The sequence below is a fragment of the Streptomyces sp. NPDC047022 genome (assembly GCF_040644155.1).
In the GTDB taxonomy this organism is placed as follows: Bacteria; Actinomycetota; Actinomycetes; order Streptomycetales; family Streptomycetaceae; genus Streptomyces.
This window is the reverse complement of the sequence record NZ_JBEYVV010000051.1, coordinates 1-18,411: the sequence shown is the minus strand read 5'-3', so window position 1 is coordinate 18,411 and position 18,411 is coordinate 1. Positions and strand designations below refer to the sequence as shown.

The 18,411-nt window shown below is 71.0% G+C and carries 11 protein-coding genes and 1 pseudogene; 7 read left to right on the top strand and 5 right to left on the bottom strand.

The genetic code is table 11. The features are described 5' to 3' along the window. The first annotated feature begins 311 nt into the window (after positions 1 to 311). The 4 genes from ABZ845_RS30175 to ABZ845_RS30160 all read left to right on the top strand — a co-directional run bounded on the left by ABZ845_RS30175 (position 312) and on the right by ABZ845_RS30160 (position 8,217). The gene (locus ABZ845_RS30175) at positions 312 to 4,394 is read left to right on the top strand and encodes an AAA family ATPase (protein ID WP_360986081.1); all 4,083 of its coding nucleotides are present in this window, start codon (positions 312 to 314) and stop codon (positions 4,392 to 4,394) included. Positions 4,395 to 4,719: 325 nt separating this feature from the next. Then, positions 4,720 to 5,373, top strand: coding sequence for a TetR/AcrR family transcriptional regulator (locus ABZ845_RS30170; protein ID WP_360986079.1), 654 nt, complete (start codon positions 4,720 to 4,722; stop codon positions 5,371 to 5,373). 11 nt (positions 5,374 to 5,384) lie between these two features. Further along, positions 5,385 to 6,959, top strand: coding sequence for an MFS transporter (locus ABZ845_RS30165; protein WP_360986076.1), 1,575 nt, complete (start codon positions 5,385 to 5,387; stop codon positions 6,957 to 6,959). Positions 6,960 to 6,975: 16 nt separating this feature from the next. Next, entirely contained in the window at positions 6,976 to 8,217 is a 1,242-nt protein-coding gene (locus ABZ845_RS30160) for a M23 family metallopeptidase (protein ID WP_360986073.1), read from the top strand. A 49-nt stretch (positions 8,218 to 8,266) separates the two neighbouring features. On the opposite strand, the gene ABZ845_RS30155 is transcribed toward ABZ845_RS30160, so the two are convergent. After that, positions 8,267 to 9,214, bottom strand: coding sequence for an MIP family channel protein (locus ABZ845_RS30155; RefSeq protein ID WP_360986070.1), 948 nt, complete (start codon positions 9,212 to 9,214; stop codon positions 8,267 to 8,269). A 450-nt stretch (positions 9,215 to 9,664) separates the two neighbouring features. Here ABZ845_RS30155 and ABZ845_RS30150 point away from each other — a divergent pair, with 450 nt between their 5' ends. Then, positions 9,665 to 11,650 (top strand): NAD-binding protein, encoded by a 1,986-nt coding sequence (locus ABZ845_RS30150; RefSeq protein ID WP_360986114.1) that lies wholly within the window; start codon positions 9,665 to 9,667, stop codon positions 11,648 to 11,650. A 167-nt stretch (positions 11,651 to 11,817) separates the two neighbouring features. Here the strand turns inward: ABZ845_RS30150 and ABZ845_RS30145 are convergent, their stop codons facing one another. Continuing rightward, positions 11,818 to 12,192, bottom strand: coding sequence for a nuclear transport factor 2 family protein (locus tag ABZ845_RS30145; RefSeq protein WP_360986111.1), 375 nt, complete (start codon positions 12,190 to 12,192; stop codon positions 11,818 to 11,820). 183 nt (positions 12,193 to 12,375) lie between these two features. Continuing rightward, positions 12,376 to 12,584: pseudogene (locus ABZ845_RS30140) on the bottom strand (SAM-dependent methyltransferase); the annotation flags it as partial. Between the two features lie 115 nt (positions 12,585 to 12,699). Between ABZ845_RS30140 and ABZ845_RS30135 the strand changes: the two are divergent. Continuing rightward, on the top strand, positions 12,700 to 14,574 hold the full coding sequence (locus ABZ845_RS30135; protein ID WP_360986067.1) for a prolyl oligopeptidase family serine peptidase: 1,875 nt from the start codon (positions 12,700 to 12,702) through the stop codon (positions 14,572 to 14,574). Positions 14,575 to 14,723: 149 nt separating this feature from the next. Next, a complete protein-coding gene (locus ABZ845_RS30130; RefSeq protein ID WP_360986064.1) occupies positions 14,724 to 15,674 on the top strand; it encodes an SURF1 family protein in 951 nt (316 codons plus the stop codon). A 135-nt stretch (positions 15,675 to 15,809) separates the two neighbouring features. Here ABZ845_RS30130 and ABZ845_RS30125 read toward each other — a convergent pair whose 3' ends face one another. Further along, on the bottom strand, positions 15,810 to 17,105 hold the full coding sequence (locus ABZ845_RS30125; RefSeq protein WP_360986061.1) for a hypothetical protein: 1,296 nt from the start codon (positions 17,103 to 17,105) through the stop codon (positions 15,810 to 15,812). Continuing rightward, a complete protein-coding gene (locus ABZ845_RS30120) occupies positions 17,102 to 17,827 on the bottom strand; it encodes a SigE family RNA polymerase sigma factor (protein ID WP_360986058.1) in 726 nt (241 codons plus the stop codon). Before ABZ845_RS30120 ends, ABZ845_RS30125 begins: the two co-directional genes overlap by 4 nt. Between the last annotated feature and the right edge of the window lie 584 nt (positions 17,828 to 18,411).

The following is an 18,411-nucleotide window of genomic DNA, read 5'->3' as shown; positions in this document are numbered from 1 at the left end:
GGCGCCCTGGCGATCCGGACGGGACCGCTCCACGGGTGACCCGGGCTCACGCACCGAGGCCCTCGCCACCGTGCCTTGACTCCAGCGCGCGTTGGCCGGAAACAAGCAGTTGCATGGGATGTCACTCCGTGCGCTGAGCTGTGGACTGGCTGGTTGACGTGTCGGTTGACGCGCCTTCATGAGCGTGCCAGCCGGGGGTCGGAGGGAGGAGGCTCGGACATCGTGCCGACCACTTCGCCGCAGGTCAGCCGCATAGAGTAAGTTTTCCGGTCCGGATATCCAGGTGCGGGGGAGTTAAGGAGTGGAGGGTCTTGAACTCCGACTCAGGGGCACGCGAGGCTTTCGCGGAACGTCTCGCGCTGCTGTACAAGGAGGCCGGTGATCCTCCCCTCAAAAGAGTCTCCGAGGCGGTCGTCCGGCTGCAGCGGGTCGACAGACAAGGGCGGCCCGTACGGGTGTCCGCTCAGCGGATCAGCGACTGGCGCCGGGCCAGGAACGTGCCTGCCCAATTCACCGCTCTCGCAGCGGTACTGAACGTCCTGATACCCCAAGCACGGCGCTCCCGGCCCGCGCCGGTGTCCGAGGGCCTGTACGACCTGGCCCAGTGGCAGCGCCTCTGGGAGCGCGCGGTGGCCGACCCGGTCGGCGGCGACCGCCCCACGACGTCCGCGGAGGACGAGGAACGCCCTCCGGCCGAAGCCCCGGCCGTCCCCGGCGTCTGCCCTTACCGGGGCCTGGCCTCCTACCGTCAGCAGGACGCACGGTGGTTCTTCGGCCGGGAGCGCAGCACGGACTCACTCGTCGCCCAGCTTCGCGCCGCGGAGAAGACGGGCGGCCTGGTCATGCTCGTCGGTGCCTCGGGGGCGGGAAAGTCGTCCCTGCTGAACGCAGGCCTGGTGCCCGCGCTGCACAACGGCGCACTGGGCGACGGAATCGGCCGGGCCAAGGGTGTTCTGCAGTTCGTGCCGGGGGCCGACCCTCTCGCGGAGCTGACCCGGCGAATACCCGAGCTCGCGCACGTCGTCTCCGCCGCGAAGGAAGCCGCGGAGGAGACGGAGGCCCGGGAGACGAAGGAGGCGAACGAGCCCGGCAGTACCGCGCGGTTCGTCCAGGAGGCGGGCGCGGCCGTCACGGCGTGGGCGCGGCGCGAGACATCCTCCGACTCCCCTGCGGTCGTCATCGTGGACCAGTTCGAGGAGGCGTTCACCCTCTGCTCGGACGAGTCGAACCGGCATACCTTCATCCAGCTCCTCCACGCCGCGTGCTCGCCCGCGGGCCCCGGTGAGCCGGCCCCCGCGGTCGTGGTCCTCGGCATACGCGCCGACTTCTACGAGCAGTGCCTCGGATATCCCGAACTGGCCGACGCCCTCCAGCACCGGCACATGGTGCTCGGGCCGCTGACCACCACAGAGCTGCGGGAGGCGGTCACCGGACCGGCCAAGGCCGTGGGACTGGAACTCGAGCCGGGGCTCGCGGAACTGATCGTCCGGGAAGTGAGCGCCGACGGGCCCCGGGGGAACGGCCCCCGGGGGACGCACAACGCCGGGGTGCTGCCGCTCCTCTCCCATGCCCTGCTGGCCACCTGGCAGCGGCGGACGTCCGGAAGGCTGACGCTCGCCGGCTACCGCGCGGCAGGCGGAATCCAGGGAGCCGTGGCGGCGACCGCCGAGCGGGCCTGGTCCGGACTCGACCCGGCGGCGCGTACGGCCGCGAGACAGCTCCTTCTCAGACTGGTACGGCTGGGCGAGGACACCCAGGCCACCCGCAGGCGGGGGACGCGGCGTCAGCTGGCGGAGGAGTCGACAGACCCCGGCAGGACCGAGGAGTCCCTCGAAGCGCTGGTCCGCGCCCGGCTGGTGACGCTCGACGCGGAGACCGTGGAAATCACCCATGAGGCACTGCTGCACGCCTGGCCGCGCCTGCGTGACTGGCTGGACGAGGACAGGAACGGCAATCTGCTGCGCCAGCGGCTGGAGGAGGACGGCAGGGCCTGGGAGGGCTCGGACCGCGACTCGTCCCTGCTGTACCGGGGTTCCCGCCTGGAGCAGGCCCACAGCTGGGCGAAGTCCGCGGGTGACGCGTCGCTGACCCGGAGCGGGGTGGAGTTCCTGGCCGCTTCTGTCCGGCTGCGCAGACGCACCGTCCGCATCGGCCGCGCCGCGGTGTCCGCCCTGGTCGTGCTGGCGATGCTGGCCGTGGGTGCGGCGGTGCTCGCGTGGCGGCAGCGGGACGACGCCGTCTTCGCGCAGGTGCTCGCCGAGGCGGACCGCGTCCAGTACACGGATCCGTCGCTGTCCGCCCAGATCGACCTGGTGGCACACCGCCTGCGGCCCGGCGACCAGGGCACGAACGACCGGCTGATCTCGATAGTCAACGCTCCCCTGGCCGCGCCGCTGCTCGGCCACACCGGTCCCGTCTACCTCACCTCGTTCAGCCCCGACGGCCGGACTCTGGCGACCGCCAGCTACGACCGGACCGTACGCCTGTGGGACGTGTCGGACCCGACGCACGCCCGACCGCTGGGCAAGCCCCTCACCGGACACACCAGTTGGGTGAGCACCGCCGTCTTCAGCCCCGACGGCCGCACCCTGGTCACCGCAGGGGACGACGGCAGCATCTGGCTGTGGAACGTCACCGACCCACGGCACCCGCGCCCCTTCGCCGAGCCCCTGACCGGCGCCAACGGCACGATCTACCTGGCCGCCTTCAGCCCGGACGGGCGCACGCTGGCCACCGCCGACGACGATCACACCGTACGGCTGTGGAACGTGAGCGACCCCCGCCACCCGCGCTCCCTCGGCGCGCCCCTGACCGGCTACACCGGCGCCGTACGGTCCGTCGCCTTCAGCCCCGACGGGAAGACGCTGGCGTCCGGTGGCGACGACGCCGCGATCCGGCTGTGGAACGTCGCCGACCCGCGCCACCCGCACTCCCTCGGCACACCCCTGGCCGGCGCGACCAGCACCGTGCACTCCGTGGCCTTCAGCCCGGACGGCAAAACCCTTGCCAGCGGCAGCAAGGACGACACCGTACGGCTGTGGAACGTCGCCGACCCCCGCCACCCGCACTCCCTCGGCAAGCCCCTGACCGGCCACACCGGCCCGGTGTGGTCCGTGGCCTTCAGCCCGGACGGGTCCCTGCTCGCCGCGGGCAGCGCGGACAGCACGGCGAGCCTGTGGAACGTCAGCAACCCTGCCTACCCCTCCCAGGTCGGCGAGCCGCTCTCGGGGGGCAGCGGCGAGATGTACGCCGTCGGCTTCAGCCCCGACGGGCACACGCTCGCCACCGGAAGCGGCGACGGCAAGGTCCGGTTGTGGTCGATACCGGCGGATGACATGATCGGCCGGACCGGGGCGTTCAGCCCGGACGGGAAGGTCTTCGCCACGGGCGCGGGCGACGGCACGATCCGGCTGTGGAACGTGGCGGATCCCGAGCAGCCCGTCGCGCTGGGCAGACCCTTCACGACGACCGGCGAAGGGGACCTGCGGTCGCTGCCGTTCATCCCCCGGTCGCTGGTCTTCCTACCCGACGGCCGCACCCTCGCCGTCCTGCTGGGATCCACCAACTCGGTCCAGCTGTGGAACGTCTCCGATCCCTCCCGGCCCGTCGCCTACGGCCGGCCCGTCCTGCTGAACACCCGGTACGCGGGCGCCACACTGGCTCTCAGCCCCGACGGGCACACACTGGCCGTCGACTACGACGACCAGTCCGTACAACTGCTGGACATCACCGACCCGGCCCGCCCCGAGCGCCTGGAAACACCCCTCACCGGCCATACCGGATTCGTCAACACCCTCGCCTACAGCCCGGACGGCCGCACCCTCGCCAGCGGCAGCTCCGACGGCACCGTACGGCTGTGGAACGTGGCCGACCCCCGGCATGCGCGGCCCCTCGGCGCGCCGCTCACCGGGCATCTGGGCCCCGTCAACACCCTCGCCTTCAGCCCGGACGGCCACGCGCTGGCCAGCGGCAGCGATGACGACACGATCCGGTTGTGGGACGTCACCGACCCGTCCAGGGCCGTCCGCTCGACCGCCGTCCTACGGGGCCACACCGAGGCGGTCATGTCGCTGACGTTCAGCAGGGACGGCCACACGCTGGCCAGCGGCGGCAACGACAACACCGTACGGCTGTGGAACGTCACCGACCCGTCCAGGGCCGCCCCCATCGGACAGTCGATGAGCCCCAACGCCAAGACGGGCAACTTCCTGTCGTTCAGCCCCAGCAGCCACCTGCTCGGGGTGTCGAGCGGCGCGGACACCGTACGCCTCTGGAACCTGGACACCGACGCGGCCGTTCGCCGTATCTGCTCGGTCACGCGGGGCGTTCTGACACCGGAGAAATGGCAGGAGTACCTGCCCCGCCTCTCGTACGACCCCCCGTGCGGCAGGTGACGGAGCCTCAACCGGCCGCCTCGTCCACCGCTTCCACAGTTGCGCTCCTCGCCACGTGATCCCGATCACAACTCCTTGTGGCATGGAGCAGTGGGCACCGCCGTGCGAGCGGCGTTGTTACTGTTGGCCGTAGCCCGATCGCTGGTGCATCCCCCGTCGCCAGCGGTCGGGCCTTTGCATGCCCCGGGCCCGGAGCCGCGGGACTTCGCACGGCGGCTGTGCCGCCTCTCCCCATTGCCCCTGTGCCGTGCCCCGGCACGGGCGGAGCTCAACGCACCACAAATTCAATACACTTCGCATTCAATACACTGTGTATCGTGCTGCCATGAGTGCATCAGACGCAGCCGCGCACGGACGAGAGACCCGACCACCCCGCCGACGGGTGCACACCCGTGCCCGACTGCTGGAGTCGGCCGAGCGCGTCATCGTGGAACGCGGCTACGCCCAGACCACCATCGAGGACCTGTGTGCCGCCGCGGGATACACGCGCGGCGCGTTCTACTCCAACTTCCGCGGCAAGGACGACCTCGCCCTCGCGCTCTTCGACCGCCATTCGGCGGACCGGCTCGACCAGTTGGAGCGGATGCTCGTAGGGCCCGGAGCCGTCTCCGCCGAGGGGTTGGCCCGGGCATTGCTGGAGGTCGACGCGCTGGAGCGGAACTGGATCCTGCTGTTCCTGGAGTTCCGCATCCACGCGGCCCGGGATCCGCGGCTCGCCGCCGAGCTGGACGAACACGACCGAGCGGTCCGGGACGCCCTGGCGGAGCTGCTCGAGCGGTGCTGTCCCGCGGTGGCCCACGGGGCCACACCCGTCGGCGGTGTCGCGTCCACCCTGCTGGCCGTCCGCGAGGGCATCCTCGCGCGGACGGCGGGCGAGGGACCGGGTGTGCGGGAGGCGCTGGACGCCGCCGTCGCGACGCTCTCGGTGGTCCTGCCCCGACTCGGCATCGTGCCGACTCCCGCAACTCCGTCCCTGTGAGGTATCGCATCATGCAGGACACACCGTCCCGTCCGGGCGCCGGGCGGGAAGACCCCCAGCGCTGGAAAGCACTGTTATTCATCGCTCTGGCCCAGCTGATGGTCGTCCTCGACACCACGGTCATCAACATCTCCCTGCCCTCGGCGCAGCACGACCTCGGCATCTCCAGCGGCAACCGCCCATGGGTCATCACCGCCTACTCGCTCGCCTTCGGCGGGCTGCTGCTCTTCGGTGGCCGCATCGCCGACCTGGCCGGACGCCGCCGGATGTTCGTCATCGGCCTCATCGGTTTCGCGGGTGCCTCCGCGCTGGGCGGTGCGGCGTCCGGCACGGCGACCCTCCTGGCCGCCCGCGCGTTGCAGGGGGTCTTCGGTGCCCTGCTCGCGCCCGCCGCACTGTCTCTGCTGGCCGTGACGTTCAGCGAACCGCGAGAGCGTGCCAAGGCGTTCGGCATCTACGGCGCCGTCTCCGGGGGCGGGGGCGCACTCGGACTGATCCTCGGCGGAGCGCTCACTCAGTATCTGAGCTGGCGCTGGGCGCTCTACATCAACATCCCCTTCGCGGCCGCCGGGATCGTCGGAGCGATGACGGTGATCCGCGAACCCGCCGAGCGGCCACCGCGGTCCCGGCTGGACCTCCCCGGAGTCCTGCTGGCCACCGGCGGCCTCGTCTCACTCGTCCTCGGTTTCTCACGGGCCGAGACCCACGGGTGGCGCGCGCACGCCACCGTGCTGCCGCTGGTCGCCGCGGCGCTTCTGCTCGCCGTGTTCGTCGTGGTCGAGAGCAGGGTCGCGACACCGCTGCTCCCCCTGCGGGTGGTCACCGACCGCAACTGCGGCGGGGTCTACCTCTCGCTCGGCCTGTCGGTCATCGGGATGTTCGGCCTGTTCCTCTTCCTGACCTACTACCTGCAGGCGGTGAAGGGGTACACCCCGGTCGTCACCGGGCTCGCCTTCCTCCCGATGATCCTGGGCATGGTCACCGGGTCCACTCAGATCGGCTCGCGGCTGATGAACGTGCTTCCGCCCCGGCTGCTGTTGGGCACCGGCTTCCTGGTCTCCGCCCTGGGCATCCTGTTGCTGACCCGGCTCAAGGCCGAAAGCCCCTACGCCGCCGTGGTGTTGCCCGCGCAGGTCCTGCTCGGGCTCGGCATGGGCACGGCCTTCATGCCCGCGACGAGTCTGGCCACGCACCGTGTGCTGCCGCGGGACGCCGGCGTGGCCTCCGCCATGGTCTCCACCTCGCAGCAGGTCGGCGGATCGATCGGGACCGCGCTGCTGAACACCATCGCGAGCAGTTCGAGTCACCGCTGGGCCGCCCGGCATCTTCAGCAGGCCGAAGTCCTCGGCAAGACCGGCTACGCCGATCACGCCGCCGTCCACGGGTACGCGGTCGCGTCCTGGTGGGCCGTGTCGATCCTCGGTGTCGCTGCGCTGTCCGCCCTCACCCTCGTCAACGCTCCCCGCCAGGACACCGTCCCGCCTGCCACCACTGCCACCACCGGCAAGAGGACCGGCATGACTGGCATGACCGATATGACCGGCACGGAGAAGACGGCAGCGCAGGGCGGTGCATTCCATGGGTGACGGGACGCGCGAAGCGATGAGCCCGACCCCTCGGGCGAGGCGACCGGAACCCGAACCCGGCCCGGAGAGTGCCGCGGCAGGCGCCCTGTACAGGTTCCTCACCGCCGGGCCCGCGGACCGTGAGCGCCTCGCGCCGCGCGTGGTCGAAGCCGTGGGCCGTGAGCGGCTCGGCGAGATCGTGGACGCCACCCTCGGGCGCGTCGGCGAGGTTGCCGATGTGCGCGAGGGCCCCGACGGGCTGGTCATCGCAGGTGCCAGGGGGCAGGTGCTCGCGTTCGCCGCCACCAGCGACGGCGTGAAACTCGACGCGCTCCTGATCGGCAGGGGCGCGTACCGGCCGCCGCGTCTGCGCATCCCGCCGGTGGCACGCGGGGTGCTCGGATGGATCGTCATGGCGCTGTTGCTCGCGATGCGCATCGGGGCGTGCTGGGAAGCGCCTTCCGGCATCGTCTGGAGCGGCCGGCTGCTCATGGTGGCGGCCGGCTACCTGGTCCTTGAGGGCAGCTTCAGCCCGGCGCGGTTTCCGTGGTGGATTCGCCGCCCCGTGGAAGCCGGGGCACTCGTCGCTCTCCTCTCCGCGTGGCGTCTGCCCAGGCTGCCGGTCTCGGGCGGCAATGCCGTCGAACCGGTCGTGGGCGTCGCGCTGTTCGCTGTCTTCGTGTCGCTGCTGGTCCGGGCACGGCGTCATCGCTGGGGAACGGCCGTGTCCCGCCCGCTCGTCTTCCCCTTGCGGGGCGGCAGTTGGTACATCGCGCAGGGCGGCGGACGTGGCCTCAACCATCATTTCGCCTTCCCCGAGCAGCGCGGCGCCCTGGACATCCTGCAGGTCGGCCCCGGCGGGGCATGGACGCGCCACCGTGCCCGAAACGGAAGCGACGGCCTGCGCGGAAGGAACACGAGCCATCTCGTGTACGGGCAGCCCGTACACGCACCCTGCGATGGCACGGTCGTCTCCGCCGCCGACCACATGGACGACCAGAAGCCCGGCACCATCCGCTACCAACCTCCTTACGGCAACCATGTGTGGATCGAAACGGGCGCCGAGATCGTCAAGCTCGCCCATCTGCGCCCCGGCAGCGTCACCGTGGTCAAGGGCGATGCCGTGCGCGCGGGGCAGGTGCTCGGCGAGGTCGGCAACTCCGGCAACAGCACCGAACCGCATCTGCACATCCACGCCGAACGCGACGGTCTCGGCCTGGACCTGGAGTTCCAGGGAATCCGGGGCCCGCTGTACCGTGGCCGGACCGTGCGTACGTGAGCCGGGGAACGCCCCGCCTGGGCGGACCCTCATACGCCGCGTAGGCCTGTCAATCCTCGTCCGTGGTCCGCACCGGGCGGGTCTGGCCGACCTCCGGCAGTTCGCCCAGTCGTGCCCGGACGTGCAGGACGTCGCCGATGAAGAGGTCGTAGACCAGGACCCCGATCACGCCGCCGACGAGGGGACCGACGATGGGTATCCAGAAGTAGTCGCTGAAGGAACCGGACAGCGTGCCGGGCATGGCCAGTTCCTGCCATCCCGCGAGCCAGGTGAACAGGCGCGGTCCGAAGTCCCGGGCGGGGTTGATGGCATAGCCGGCGTTCGCGCCGTACGACATGCCGATGGCGGCCACCGCGAGTCCGATGACGAAGGGGCCGAGGTTGGCCTTCACCGGCGTATTGCGCAGATCGACGACGGCCACCACGAACATGACCAGGAAGGCCGTGCCGACGATCTGGTCGACCAGCGGGCCCCAGATCCCGCCATGGAAGTACGGTGCGGGGAACGTTCCGAAGATCGAGAACGAGGCGAGGGTGTGCCCGTTGGTCTTGGGCCCCTTCACGGCCTGGTCATAAGCGTTGATGGCATCGTGGTAAACGCCGTACACCAGGGCCGCCCCGGTGAACGCGCCGACCAGTTGGGAAGCCATGTACGGCACGACCTTGCCCCAGTCGAACCGGCGGCGGACCGCGAAGGCGAGCGTCACCGCCGGGTTGAGGTGCGCGCCGCTGACGCCGCCTGCCACATAGATACCGAAGGTCACGGCCATGGCCCAGCCCCACGAGATCAGGAGCCAGTCCCCGACGCCGACGAAGAATGTAACGGGGCTCGCGGTGCGGCCCGAACCCGGCAATGCGGCCACCGCCATGGCCACCACGCCGCATCCGAAGGAGATGAGGACGAACGTCCCCAGGAATTCCGCGAGACACTCGCCCAGCAGGCCCCCTCGGCGCCTGAGCCGGTGGGGGTTCAGAAGGGGTGAGATTTCCACAGCCATGATGGACCCCTCAGGGACTGGTCCGGCCGATGACGGCTCCTTGGGCCGACTGGCGAGCCCGGTACCGGCTTCCCGTCCCCCTGACGGGGCGTGGGAAAGCAGACAGGCGATCCCACCGGTCACCGGACGTTTGTTCCCATTCGTGCACTCAGCGAACACGGCCGGGCACACACCCGAGTATGACTCATGCGCTGCTGCCTTGCTCATCGCCGACCGGAGCCCCACAGGAGGCGAGGAGCTTCCGGATGAGGTGAGCCGGCTGCGCAGCTGCCCGGCGCCGTTCCCGCCCTCGGAGGCAAAGGGCCCCTGACAGACGGGCCTTGGCTGATATTGCACCTGCCGGACCGGCGCATCCCCTGCCCCTGTGGAACCAGGGCCATCCGTAGGGCAGTCTTTCCCGGCGTGGCAGACGTTCCGCAGCAGAACAGGCCGGGTCTCCCCACCGCGCACATGGTGGTGTGCGGGGACGACGGACTCGCGCATCGGCTGGCCGCCGAGTTGCGTGGGGTCTACGGCGAACAGGTGACGCTCGTCGTTCCGCGCTCCGACCGGATCGCGCGGCAGCCGGTGGTGGGCCGTGCCCGCGCATCGGCGTTGTTCGACCGGGTGTCCGCCGCCGTCACACGTGCGGCGGGCAACGGGAACGGCAACGGCAACGGCAACGGCAACGGCCATGACAGCGGTGCGGACGGGCGCGGCAACGCCGACGGCGGTCGCGCGGCCGGAGCACCGGGAACGGGCCGGCTGCTCGAGGCCGCCGAGGCGTCCGAGACCGTGCTCGCCGAGGCCGGGGTGGAGCGGGCGGCTGCCCTTGCCCTCGTCTACGACGACGACGAGACGAATATCCGTGCCGCGCTCACCGCCCGTCGTCTCAATCCCCGGCTGCGGCTCGTCCTGCGCCTGTACAACCGGCGGCTCGGGCAGCACATAGAGGCTCTTCTCGACCAGGCGGCGACGCTGGCCTCGGCCGGGGCCGTCGGGGGAGCCGAGGCGTTCGACGCGTCCACGACCGTCCTGTCGGACGCCGACACCGCCGCGCCCGCCCTGGCCGCCACCGCCGTCGCAGGCACCACCAAGGTCGTGCAGACCGACGGGCTGATGCTGCGCGCCGTCGAGCGTCCGCCGCCGAGGCCCGGTCAGGTCGCGAATCCCGGACTGTGCACACTGGCGCTGCTGTCCGCGACGGCCAGCGATCCCGCCGGGGCCGACGGCTCCGAGGGCAGCGGCGACCAGGGGCCCCGGCTTCTGCCCGACGAGGAGGCGGTCGCGCGGGCCACCGGGCGTGGCACGGTGGTCCTGGAGACCGTCTCGTACGCGGGCCCCTCGCTGCCCACCGGGCGCAGAATCGTCCCTCTGGGTCTGCTGCTGTCGCGACGACTGCGCTGGTCGTTCGCCGGGCTTGTCGGCTGTGTCGTCGCGCTCGCGGTCGCGTCGATGGCCGTCACAGGCGAACCCCCGCTGCGGGCGACCTACTTGACGCTCCTGGACCTCTTCGCGATCAACAACCCCGCTCTCGGGGAACCCATCGGACGGCAGATCCTGCAACTGCTGTCCGGGCTGATGGGGTTGCTGCTGCTGCCCGTGCTGCTGGCGGCCGTACTGGAAGCGCTCGGCACCTTCCGCAACGGGTCCGCGACGAGGAAGCCGCCGCGTGGGATGTCCGGGCACGTCGTATTGCTCGGTGTCGGCAAGATCGGCACACGGGTCATGACCAGGCTGCGGGAACTGAAGATCCCCGTGGTGTGTGTCGAGGGCGACCCCGAGGCACGCGGGCTCGCCACGGCCCGGCGGCTGGGAGTGCCCGTGGTGCTCGGAGATGTGACGCAGGAGGGCGTCCTGGAGGCCGCCAAGATCCACCGAGCGAACGCCCTGCTCGCGCTGACCAGTGCCGACACCACGAATCTCGAAGCCGCCCTGTACGCACGCTCCGTACGGCCCGACCTGCGGGTCGTTCTGCGCCTGTACGACGACGACTTCGCGACCGCCGTCTACCGCACCCTGCGCGCCGCGTACCCGAACGCGCTGACCCGCAGCCGCAGCGTGTCGCATCTGGCGGCGCCCGCGTTCGCGGGAGCCATGCTGGGACGGCAGATCCTGGGCGCGATTCCCGTGGAGCGGCGAGTACTGCTGTTCGCCGCCGTCGACGTCGCCGGGCATGCGCAGTTGGAGGGGCGGACGGTCGCCGAGGCGTTCCGCGCGGGGGCTTGGCGTGTGCTGGCTCTGGACACCCGGGCTCCCGGTGACCGCGACCAGGAGCCCGACCCGGAGTCGGACACCGCCGACCGGCCCCATGGGCTGGTCTGGGACCTCCCGCCCACTTACGTTTTGCGCCCCGAGGACCGCGTGGTCCTGGCAGCGACGCGCCGCGGCCTGGCCGAACTCCTCGGCCGCAGGCGTCGTGAACCGTCCGCGACACCGGGGGTTCAGGGGCTGTAGTGGGTACGGGAGGTGCAGGGGATCACCCGCACCGCCGGGCGGCCCTGCCGCCGTGGCCGAGGTCCTCGGCACCGCGTCAGCCTCCGTCGGCGGCAAGGCTTCGGCTTCCGTCACCCGCGCGGTCGCGGCCTCCGGCAGCGGCCGGGGTCCGGCTTCCGGCGCGGTGGTCAGTACCGCTCGACCAGATGCTCGCGGCCCGCCGGCGGCTCGTACGGCTCGGGCCAGAAGTCGGTCACCGTGGCTATATGGCCCTCCCGGTCGGCGGTGAAGAAGGTGATGCAGTACATCTCCTGCAGGCCGACGGCGAAGTGCAGCCAGGAGACGGCCTGTCCGGGCTCGGCGACGACGCGCTCGACGCGCAGGTGCCAGTCGCCGGGGTACTCGCGATTGAACCGGACGTATTTCTCGCGTCCGCGGATGTGCTCCCGCGTCTGCGGAAGGGTGTAGACGACGTCCTCGGCCAGGGTGCCCGCGAACGCCGTCCAGTCACGGGCCTCCGCGGCGGACCAGAAGGTCTCCACGGTTTTGCGCAGATCTGTCATCGAGGTCATGGCGCGAGTGTGCACCCCACCACTGACAATCGGCTCTGAGCTGCGCAAACCGTGAACTGACCGGCGTTTCAGACCTTGCTCGCCCGCAGCGAGTACATCAGCGGCGCATACGGGCGGTCCGTCGGGAAACGGTAGTAGCCGTCCCGCACCTCGAACGCGTCGAACCGCTGGAATCAGGGTGCCGAGGCCGATGTGACACTGCAGGTGAAGCGGGGTCCTGCCGGTGACACCTCCGGCCTCGGCGAGCTCGAAGTCGCGCAGGGGGCCTCGCCGGCCCGGAAGCCGTCGAGGCCCCACTGATCGCCCGTCACATGCGGCGGGACCCGCTTGTCCCGGTGGGTGCGATCGGCCTCGCGTCGACCGTCCAGGGTTGCGGAGTACATGACAAAAGAGCCATCGATTGTGGATCACGCCTGGTCAAGGTGTTTTCCCGATGAGTTATCCACAGGCTGGGGGCCTTCGCCGCACAAAGTCGTCCGGGCCGGGCACTATGGCCCCATGACGCAGAGCAACGGGTCCGCCTCACCGGAGCGCGGTGGGGACATGCCGGACTGGGAGAAGCGCTTCCGGGCGCCGCGGGTGTCACTGCCGGACTGGGCGGAGGACGCGCCGCACCACTCGCTGTTCGTCTCCAACGCGACAGGCACGTTCGAGCTGTACGCATGGGACCGGACCACGGGAGAACAACGCCAGGTCACGGACCGGACGAACGGGACGACGGACGGCCTGCTCTCGCCTGACGGCGAGTGGATCTGGTGGTTCGACGACAAGGACGGCGACGAGTTCGGGATCTGGAGACGCCGGCCGTTCGCGGCCGGTGCGCCCGCCAAGGACACGGGACCCGACGCCCCGGCCGCTCCCGGGCTCGAGCCGTCGTACCCGGCCGGGCTGGCGATCGGGCGGGACGGGCGGACGGCGGTCGTGGGCCGGTCCACCGACGACGACGGGTCGACGATCCACCTGGTACGCGCCGGTCAGGACCCGGTGGAGATCTACCGGCACCGCGAGTCGGCCGGAGTGGGCGACCTCTCGCACGACGGTTCACTGATCGCCATCGAGCACACCGAGCACGGCGACGCGATGCACTCGGCGCTGCGCGTGCTGCGGCCGGACGGTTCGGTGGTGGCGGAGCTGGACGACACCAAGGGCGGCACGGTCGAGCTGGGCCTCGAGGTACTGGGTTTCGCGCCGGTCGACGGTGACACCCGGCTGCTGATCGGCCACCAGCGGCGCGGTCGCTGGGAGCCGATGGTGTGGGACGTCGCCTCGGGCGAGGAGACGGACCTGGCGCTGGAGCTGCCCGGTGACGTGGCGGCGGAGTGGTATCCGGACGGTTCCGCGCTGCTGGTGGTGCACAGCTTCGAGGCGCGCAGCGAGCTCTTCCACTACGACCTGGCGGGGCATGAGCTGCGGCGGGTGCAGACCCCGCCGGGCACGGTGTCCGGGGCGACCGCACGTCCCGACGGGACCGTCGAGTATCTGTGGTCGTCGGCTGCCCAGCCGCCCGTGGTGCGCTCGACGTCGGGGGATGTCGTGCTGGATCCGCCAGGATTGAAGTCCCCGGGTTCGGTGCAGGTGCAGGACGTATGGGTCGAGGGTCCGGGCGGCCGTATCCACGCCCTGGTGCAGAAGCCGTCGGGGGCGAACGGGCCGCTGCCGACCGTGTTCGACATCCACGGCGGTCCGACCTGGCACGACAGCGACTCCTTCGCGGCGGGCCCCGCGGCCTGGGTGGACCACGGGTACGCGGTGGTGCGGGTCAACTACCGCGGCTCGACGGGATACGGGCGCGAGTGGACGGACGCGCTCAAGCACCGGGTCGGGCTGATCGAGCTGGAGGACATCGCGGCGGTCCGCGCGTGGGCGGTGTCGTCCGGACTCGCGGATCCGCAGCGGCTCGTCCTGACGGGTGGTTCGTGGGGCGGATATCTGACGCTGCTCGGCCTCGGCATCCAGCCGGACCTCTGGAGCATCGGCATCGCGGTGGTCCCGGTCGCGGACTACGCCACGGCCTACCACGACGAGATGGAGTCGCTGAAGGCGATGGACCGGACGCTGCTCGGGGGCACGCCCGAGGAGGTTCCGGAGCGGTTCGAGGCGTCGTCGCCGCTGACGTACGTCGACGCGGTCAAGGCACCGGTCTACATCTCGGCGGGGGTGAACGACCCGCGGTGCCCGATCCGCCAGGTCGAGAACTATGTGGACCGGCTGGCCGCACGGGACGCGGCGCACGAGGTGTACCGGTACGACGCGGGGCACGGCTCCCTGGTGGTCGAGGAGCGGATCAAGCAGGTGCGGCTGGAGCTGGACTTCGCCGCCCGGCACCTGGGGACGGCATCGGGGGAGGTGAGAGGAACGGCGGCGGCGGTGTAGGCCGGCGGCCCCTCAGGCTGTTGCGGCGGCCGGGTCCTCGGTCCTCATGGCCTGGCCGCCGCGGGTCATGACCTGGGCTTACGGCGGCCAGGGCGAGTCCGCGGGACCCACGGGCAGGTCCGCGTGGGCGGCACCGTACCGTTGAGGGCGTGTATCGGTTTCTGCTGACGCCCCGCTGGTGGGGGATCAACGTCTTCGTGCTGCTGGCCATCCCCTTCTGCATCTTCATGGGGTCATGGCAGCTGAGCCGGTTCGAGGCCCGTGTGCAGGAGCACCGAACGCAGACCGAGCGCGCCGTCACGGACCGGACGCAGGCAGCCCGCCCGCTGGGCGACCTGCTGCCGGTGGACCAGAGGACGTCGGGGATGCGGGCCATGGCGAGCGGGAGGTACGGGAAGCAGTTGCTGGTGCCGGACCGGGAGCTGGACGGCAGGCGCGGTTTCTATGTGCTGACCCTGCTGCGGACCGAGTCGGGCAAGGCGCTTCCGGTGGTGCGCGGCTGGCTGCCGGGCGACGCGGACGCCGCGAAGGCACCGGCCGCGCCGACCGGTGAGGTCACGGTCACGGGAGCCCTGCAGGCATCGGAGAGCCCTGGGTCCGGCGGCGCGGGCGGTGGGCTGCCCGCCGGTCAGACCGCGGCGATCAGCGCGGCGTCTCTGGTGAACCTCGTGCCGTACGACGTGTACGACGCGTGGGTGACCCTCGACAAGGCCGACAGCGGGATGCGGGCGGTACCGGCGACGGCGCCCGAGGGGAGCGGGCTGGACCTGAAGGCGTTCCAGAACCTGGGCTACACCGGCGAGTGGTTCGTCTTCGCGGGCTTCACGGTGTTCATGTGGTTCCGGCTGCTGCGGCGCGAGGCCGAGTACGCCCGGGACGCTGAACTGGGCCTCGTGACGGAGGGCGGCCCCGTGACGGAGGGCGGGACGGTAACGGACTCCGGGACCGCCACGGACACGGAAGCCGACTCCGGAGCCGCCGCGCACGCTGGAACGGTTCCCGGAGCCGCCGTGAGCGAAGGCGGCGACGGCAATGGCGACGGTTCGGCCGGTGCCCCGGGGCCTGAATCCGAAAGCCGGGCACGAGCCGCAAAGCCCTGAGGTCCTGAGGCCCAGCAGGCACCCGGCCGGGCCGGGGTTCGGTCGCGGGCGGGCTGAAAACGCCGGCAGGGCAGGCGGAACGCGCGGCGTGGCGGGTGTGGCGGCCGTGAGGGCCCGTCGGCGCGGGCGCGTGGCTCAGGAGGCCGGGAGAAGCCCCGTGCGGTAGACCGTGCCGGCGCAGGCGTTGGAGATGGTCGCCGTGGAGGTCCCGGTGCCGGTGGCCGACGTGTGGGAGATCGTCACGCTGCCGTCGGCCGCGCCGTCCTCCCTCATCAGCTGCGGTGTGGTGCCGCCGCTCTCCGCGTTCGTGCCGCCACCCGTGCTCGGGGTGTCCGAGGGGCTCGGCTCCGGGGCCGGGCCGGTGCTGCCACCCGTCGTGGGGCAGGTCTCCGACGGGATCCAGGCGAACTTGACCTCGTAGGCGTCCCCGGGCTTGAGCACGAGTGAGGTGACTTCCTTGGCCGGGTCGGGCAGGCCGGTGGCCGCGTCGGTCGTGACATGAGTGGCCACACTGATCTTGGACGCGTCCGCGGCGCCCTGAACGGCGGTGGTCACGCTGCCGGCGCCCGAGACGGTACAGGCCTTGGTGGAGACGTTGGCGACGTGGAACGTTCCGTAGACCGCTCCCGCGGAGTCCGGGGTGCCCTCGGTGGCGGTCGCGCCGCCGAGCTGCGCCGGCATGCACGCCGGAGCGCTCTGCGGGGAGGCGGACGGACCGGCGTCGCCGGTGGCCCCGACGCTCGCGCCCCTGCCCTTGTCCTTCTTGGTCTTCTGACCGTCCTGACCGGCGTCCTTCGACGTACTCGACGTGCCGTCGGAGCTGTTGGAACCGCCGTCCGTGTCTTTACCCCGGGTGGTGCCGTTGTCGGCCTGGGAGACCTGTCCGGCGATGGAGGGGTCCACGTCGGAACCGGTGGTGTCCGCGACATGGACCAAGGCGGGAATCGCCGTGCCGAAGAACAGGGCGGCAGCCGCCATGCCGACCACGGCCTGCCGTTTCCGGGCCCGCCGGGCCGGCACCGCGCGTCGCAGATGCTCCAGCGTGCCGTCTCCCGGCTCGATCTCGCGCACCGCCTGGTGCAGCAGCAGCCGCAGGGCCTGTTCGTCCTCGCCGAGCCCCTCGGCGGCCGGTCCTGTCCTCGGCTCGCCACCGTTCCCCTCGAGCGCCGCGACGAGCCGGTCGCGGCCCGCGTCCGTGCGGTCGGCGATGGCCCCGATGCCGTCGCGGCCGGCGGCTGCGCGCTCCGGCTCGGCTTCGTGCCGTCCGTGGTCGTCGGGGCGGTGGTTCACTGTGGCGTTCCCAGCATGCTGCTCGTGGTGGTCCTCGTCGTGCCCTCGCGGGTCTGTCGGCTCATGCCATTCGTAGGGCTCGTGCCGTTCATGGGAGTCGCGTCCCCAGGGGGCCGGGCTCCCCTCGTCGTACTCACTCATGCCGGCGCTCCCATCGCGATACGGAGCGCCGCAATACCGCGTGAACCGTATGCCTTCACCGACCCGACGGAGATCCCCAGCGTCTCCGCCACCTGGGCCTCGGTCATGTCCGCGAAGTAGCGCAGCACCAACACCTCGCGCTGGCGCCGCTGAAGGCCCTTCATCGCCTTGATCAGCGAGTCTCGCTCCAGCTGGTCATAAGCACCCTCCTCGGCGCTCGCCATGTCCGGCATCGGTTTGGACAGGAGCTTGAGGCCGAGAATGCGGCGCCGCAGGGCCGAACGCGAGAGATTGACGACGGTCTGGCGCAGGTACGCGAGCGTCTTCTCGGGATCGCGGACGCGCTTGCGAGCCGAGTGGACACGGATGAACGCTTCCTGCACGACGTCCTCGCAGGACGCGGTGTCGTCGAGCAGGAGCGCGGCCAGCCCCAGCAGAGAGCGGTAGTGAGCACGGTAGGTCTCTGTCAGATGGTCGACCGTGGTGCCGGCGGCCGTCGTGCCGTCAGGGCGTTCGGAGCCGTCACGGCCGTCGGAGCCGTCGGAGCCGTCACGCTGGTTCGGTATCTCACGCTGGTTAGGTATGTGGGCGGGCCGCCGCGTCGTGGGCATGGGGGCAATCACCGGCATGCCGCCGGGCGTGCGGGGCACGCTGGGGCGGCGGGGCGGACGAAGGGCAGTGCCCCTCGTCTGTACCGCGGTGAATTCGAGAACCTCAGCCACGCCAGTTGGACACATCTCCCCCGTCCAGGGTTGTACGCGACAGGCATCACATTTCCGTGAGGTGTCACGTCCCCGTGCACGTTCCGTCGTGTGCCCCCCAGCACACCGGACCGTGCGTCAAGTGCCCTCATCCGTACCAGCTCTTCCTTTATGCCCCGTGTGTGGTAGCGCCCAGCCCCGAAAGGCGATCGCAAAGACGCTCCCCGCCCTGCGCGCGGTTGCGAGGGCGGGAAAGAAATCTTCGAACGCCGAGAGGGGTCGATTCAAGTGGTCCGGACCATGGTCCTGCACACAACCGACACGAATCCTGCAAACGATTCAGACATCCGGCAAGCGAATTCCGCGCGGTGCGGACAGACAACACACAGGGAGGATGACCAGGGACGGAAGAAGCAGAAAACACAGGCAAAACGGCCCGGCAACAGCAGCGCCACGAAACGCGGCCCTGCGGGAGCGGCATCACGAAACGCGGCCCTGCGGGAGGCGGCACCCCCCCGTTATGTTTTGCGCGGTCCTGCAAGAGGGCCGCTGGCCTCCGGGCCCGGCATGACTGTTCCCCCCTGTCGAACGGATGACCTGGGGGG

Bases quoted from the DNA above. Each gene is read 5' to 3' on its own strand.
- ABZ845_RS30170 (WP_360986079.1), top strand. From the start codon at position 4,720: ATGAGTGCATCAGACGCAGCCGCGCACGGACGAGAGACCCGACCACCC.
- ABZ845_RS30165 (WP_360986076.1), top strand. From the start codon at position 5,385: ATGCAGGACACACCGTCCCGTCCGGGCGCCGGGCGGGAAGACCCCCAG.
- ABZ845_RS30160 (WP_360986073.1), top strand. From the start codon at position 6,976: ATGAGCCCGACCCCTCGGGCGAGGCGACCGGAACCCGAACCCGGCCCG.
- ABZ845_RS30155 (WP_360986070.1), bottom strand. From the start codon at position 9,214: ATGGCTGTGGAAATCTCACCCCTTCTGAACCCCCACCGGCTCAGGCGC.
- ABZ845_RS30150 (WP_360986114.1), top strand. From the start codon at position 9,665: ATGGTGGTGTGCGGGGACGACGGACTCGCGCATCGGCTGGCCGCCGAG.
- ABZ845_RS30145 (WP_360986111.1), bottom strand. From the start codon at position 12,192: ATGACAGATCTGCGCAAAACCGTGGAGACCTTCTGGTCCGCCGCGGAG.
- ABZ845_RS30135 (WP_360986067.1), top strand. From the start codon at position 12,700: ATGACGCAGAGCAACGGGTCCGCCTCACCGGAGCGCGGTGGGGACATG.
- ABZ845_RS30125 (WP_360986061.1), bottom strand. From the start codon at position 17,105: ATGAGTGAGTACGACGAGGGGAGCCCGGCCCCCTGGGGACGCGACTCC.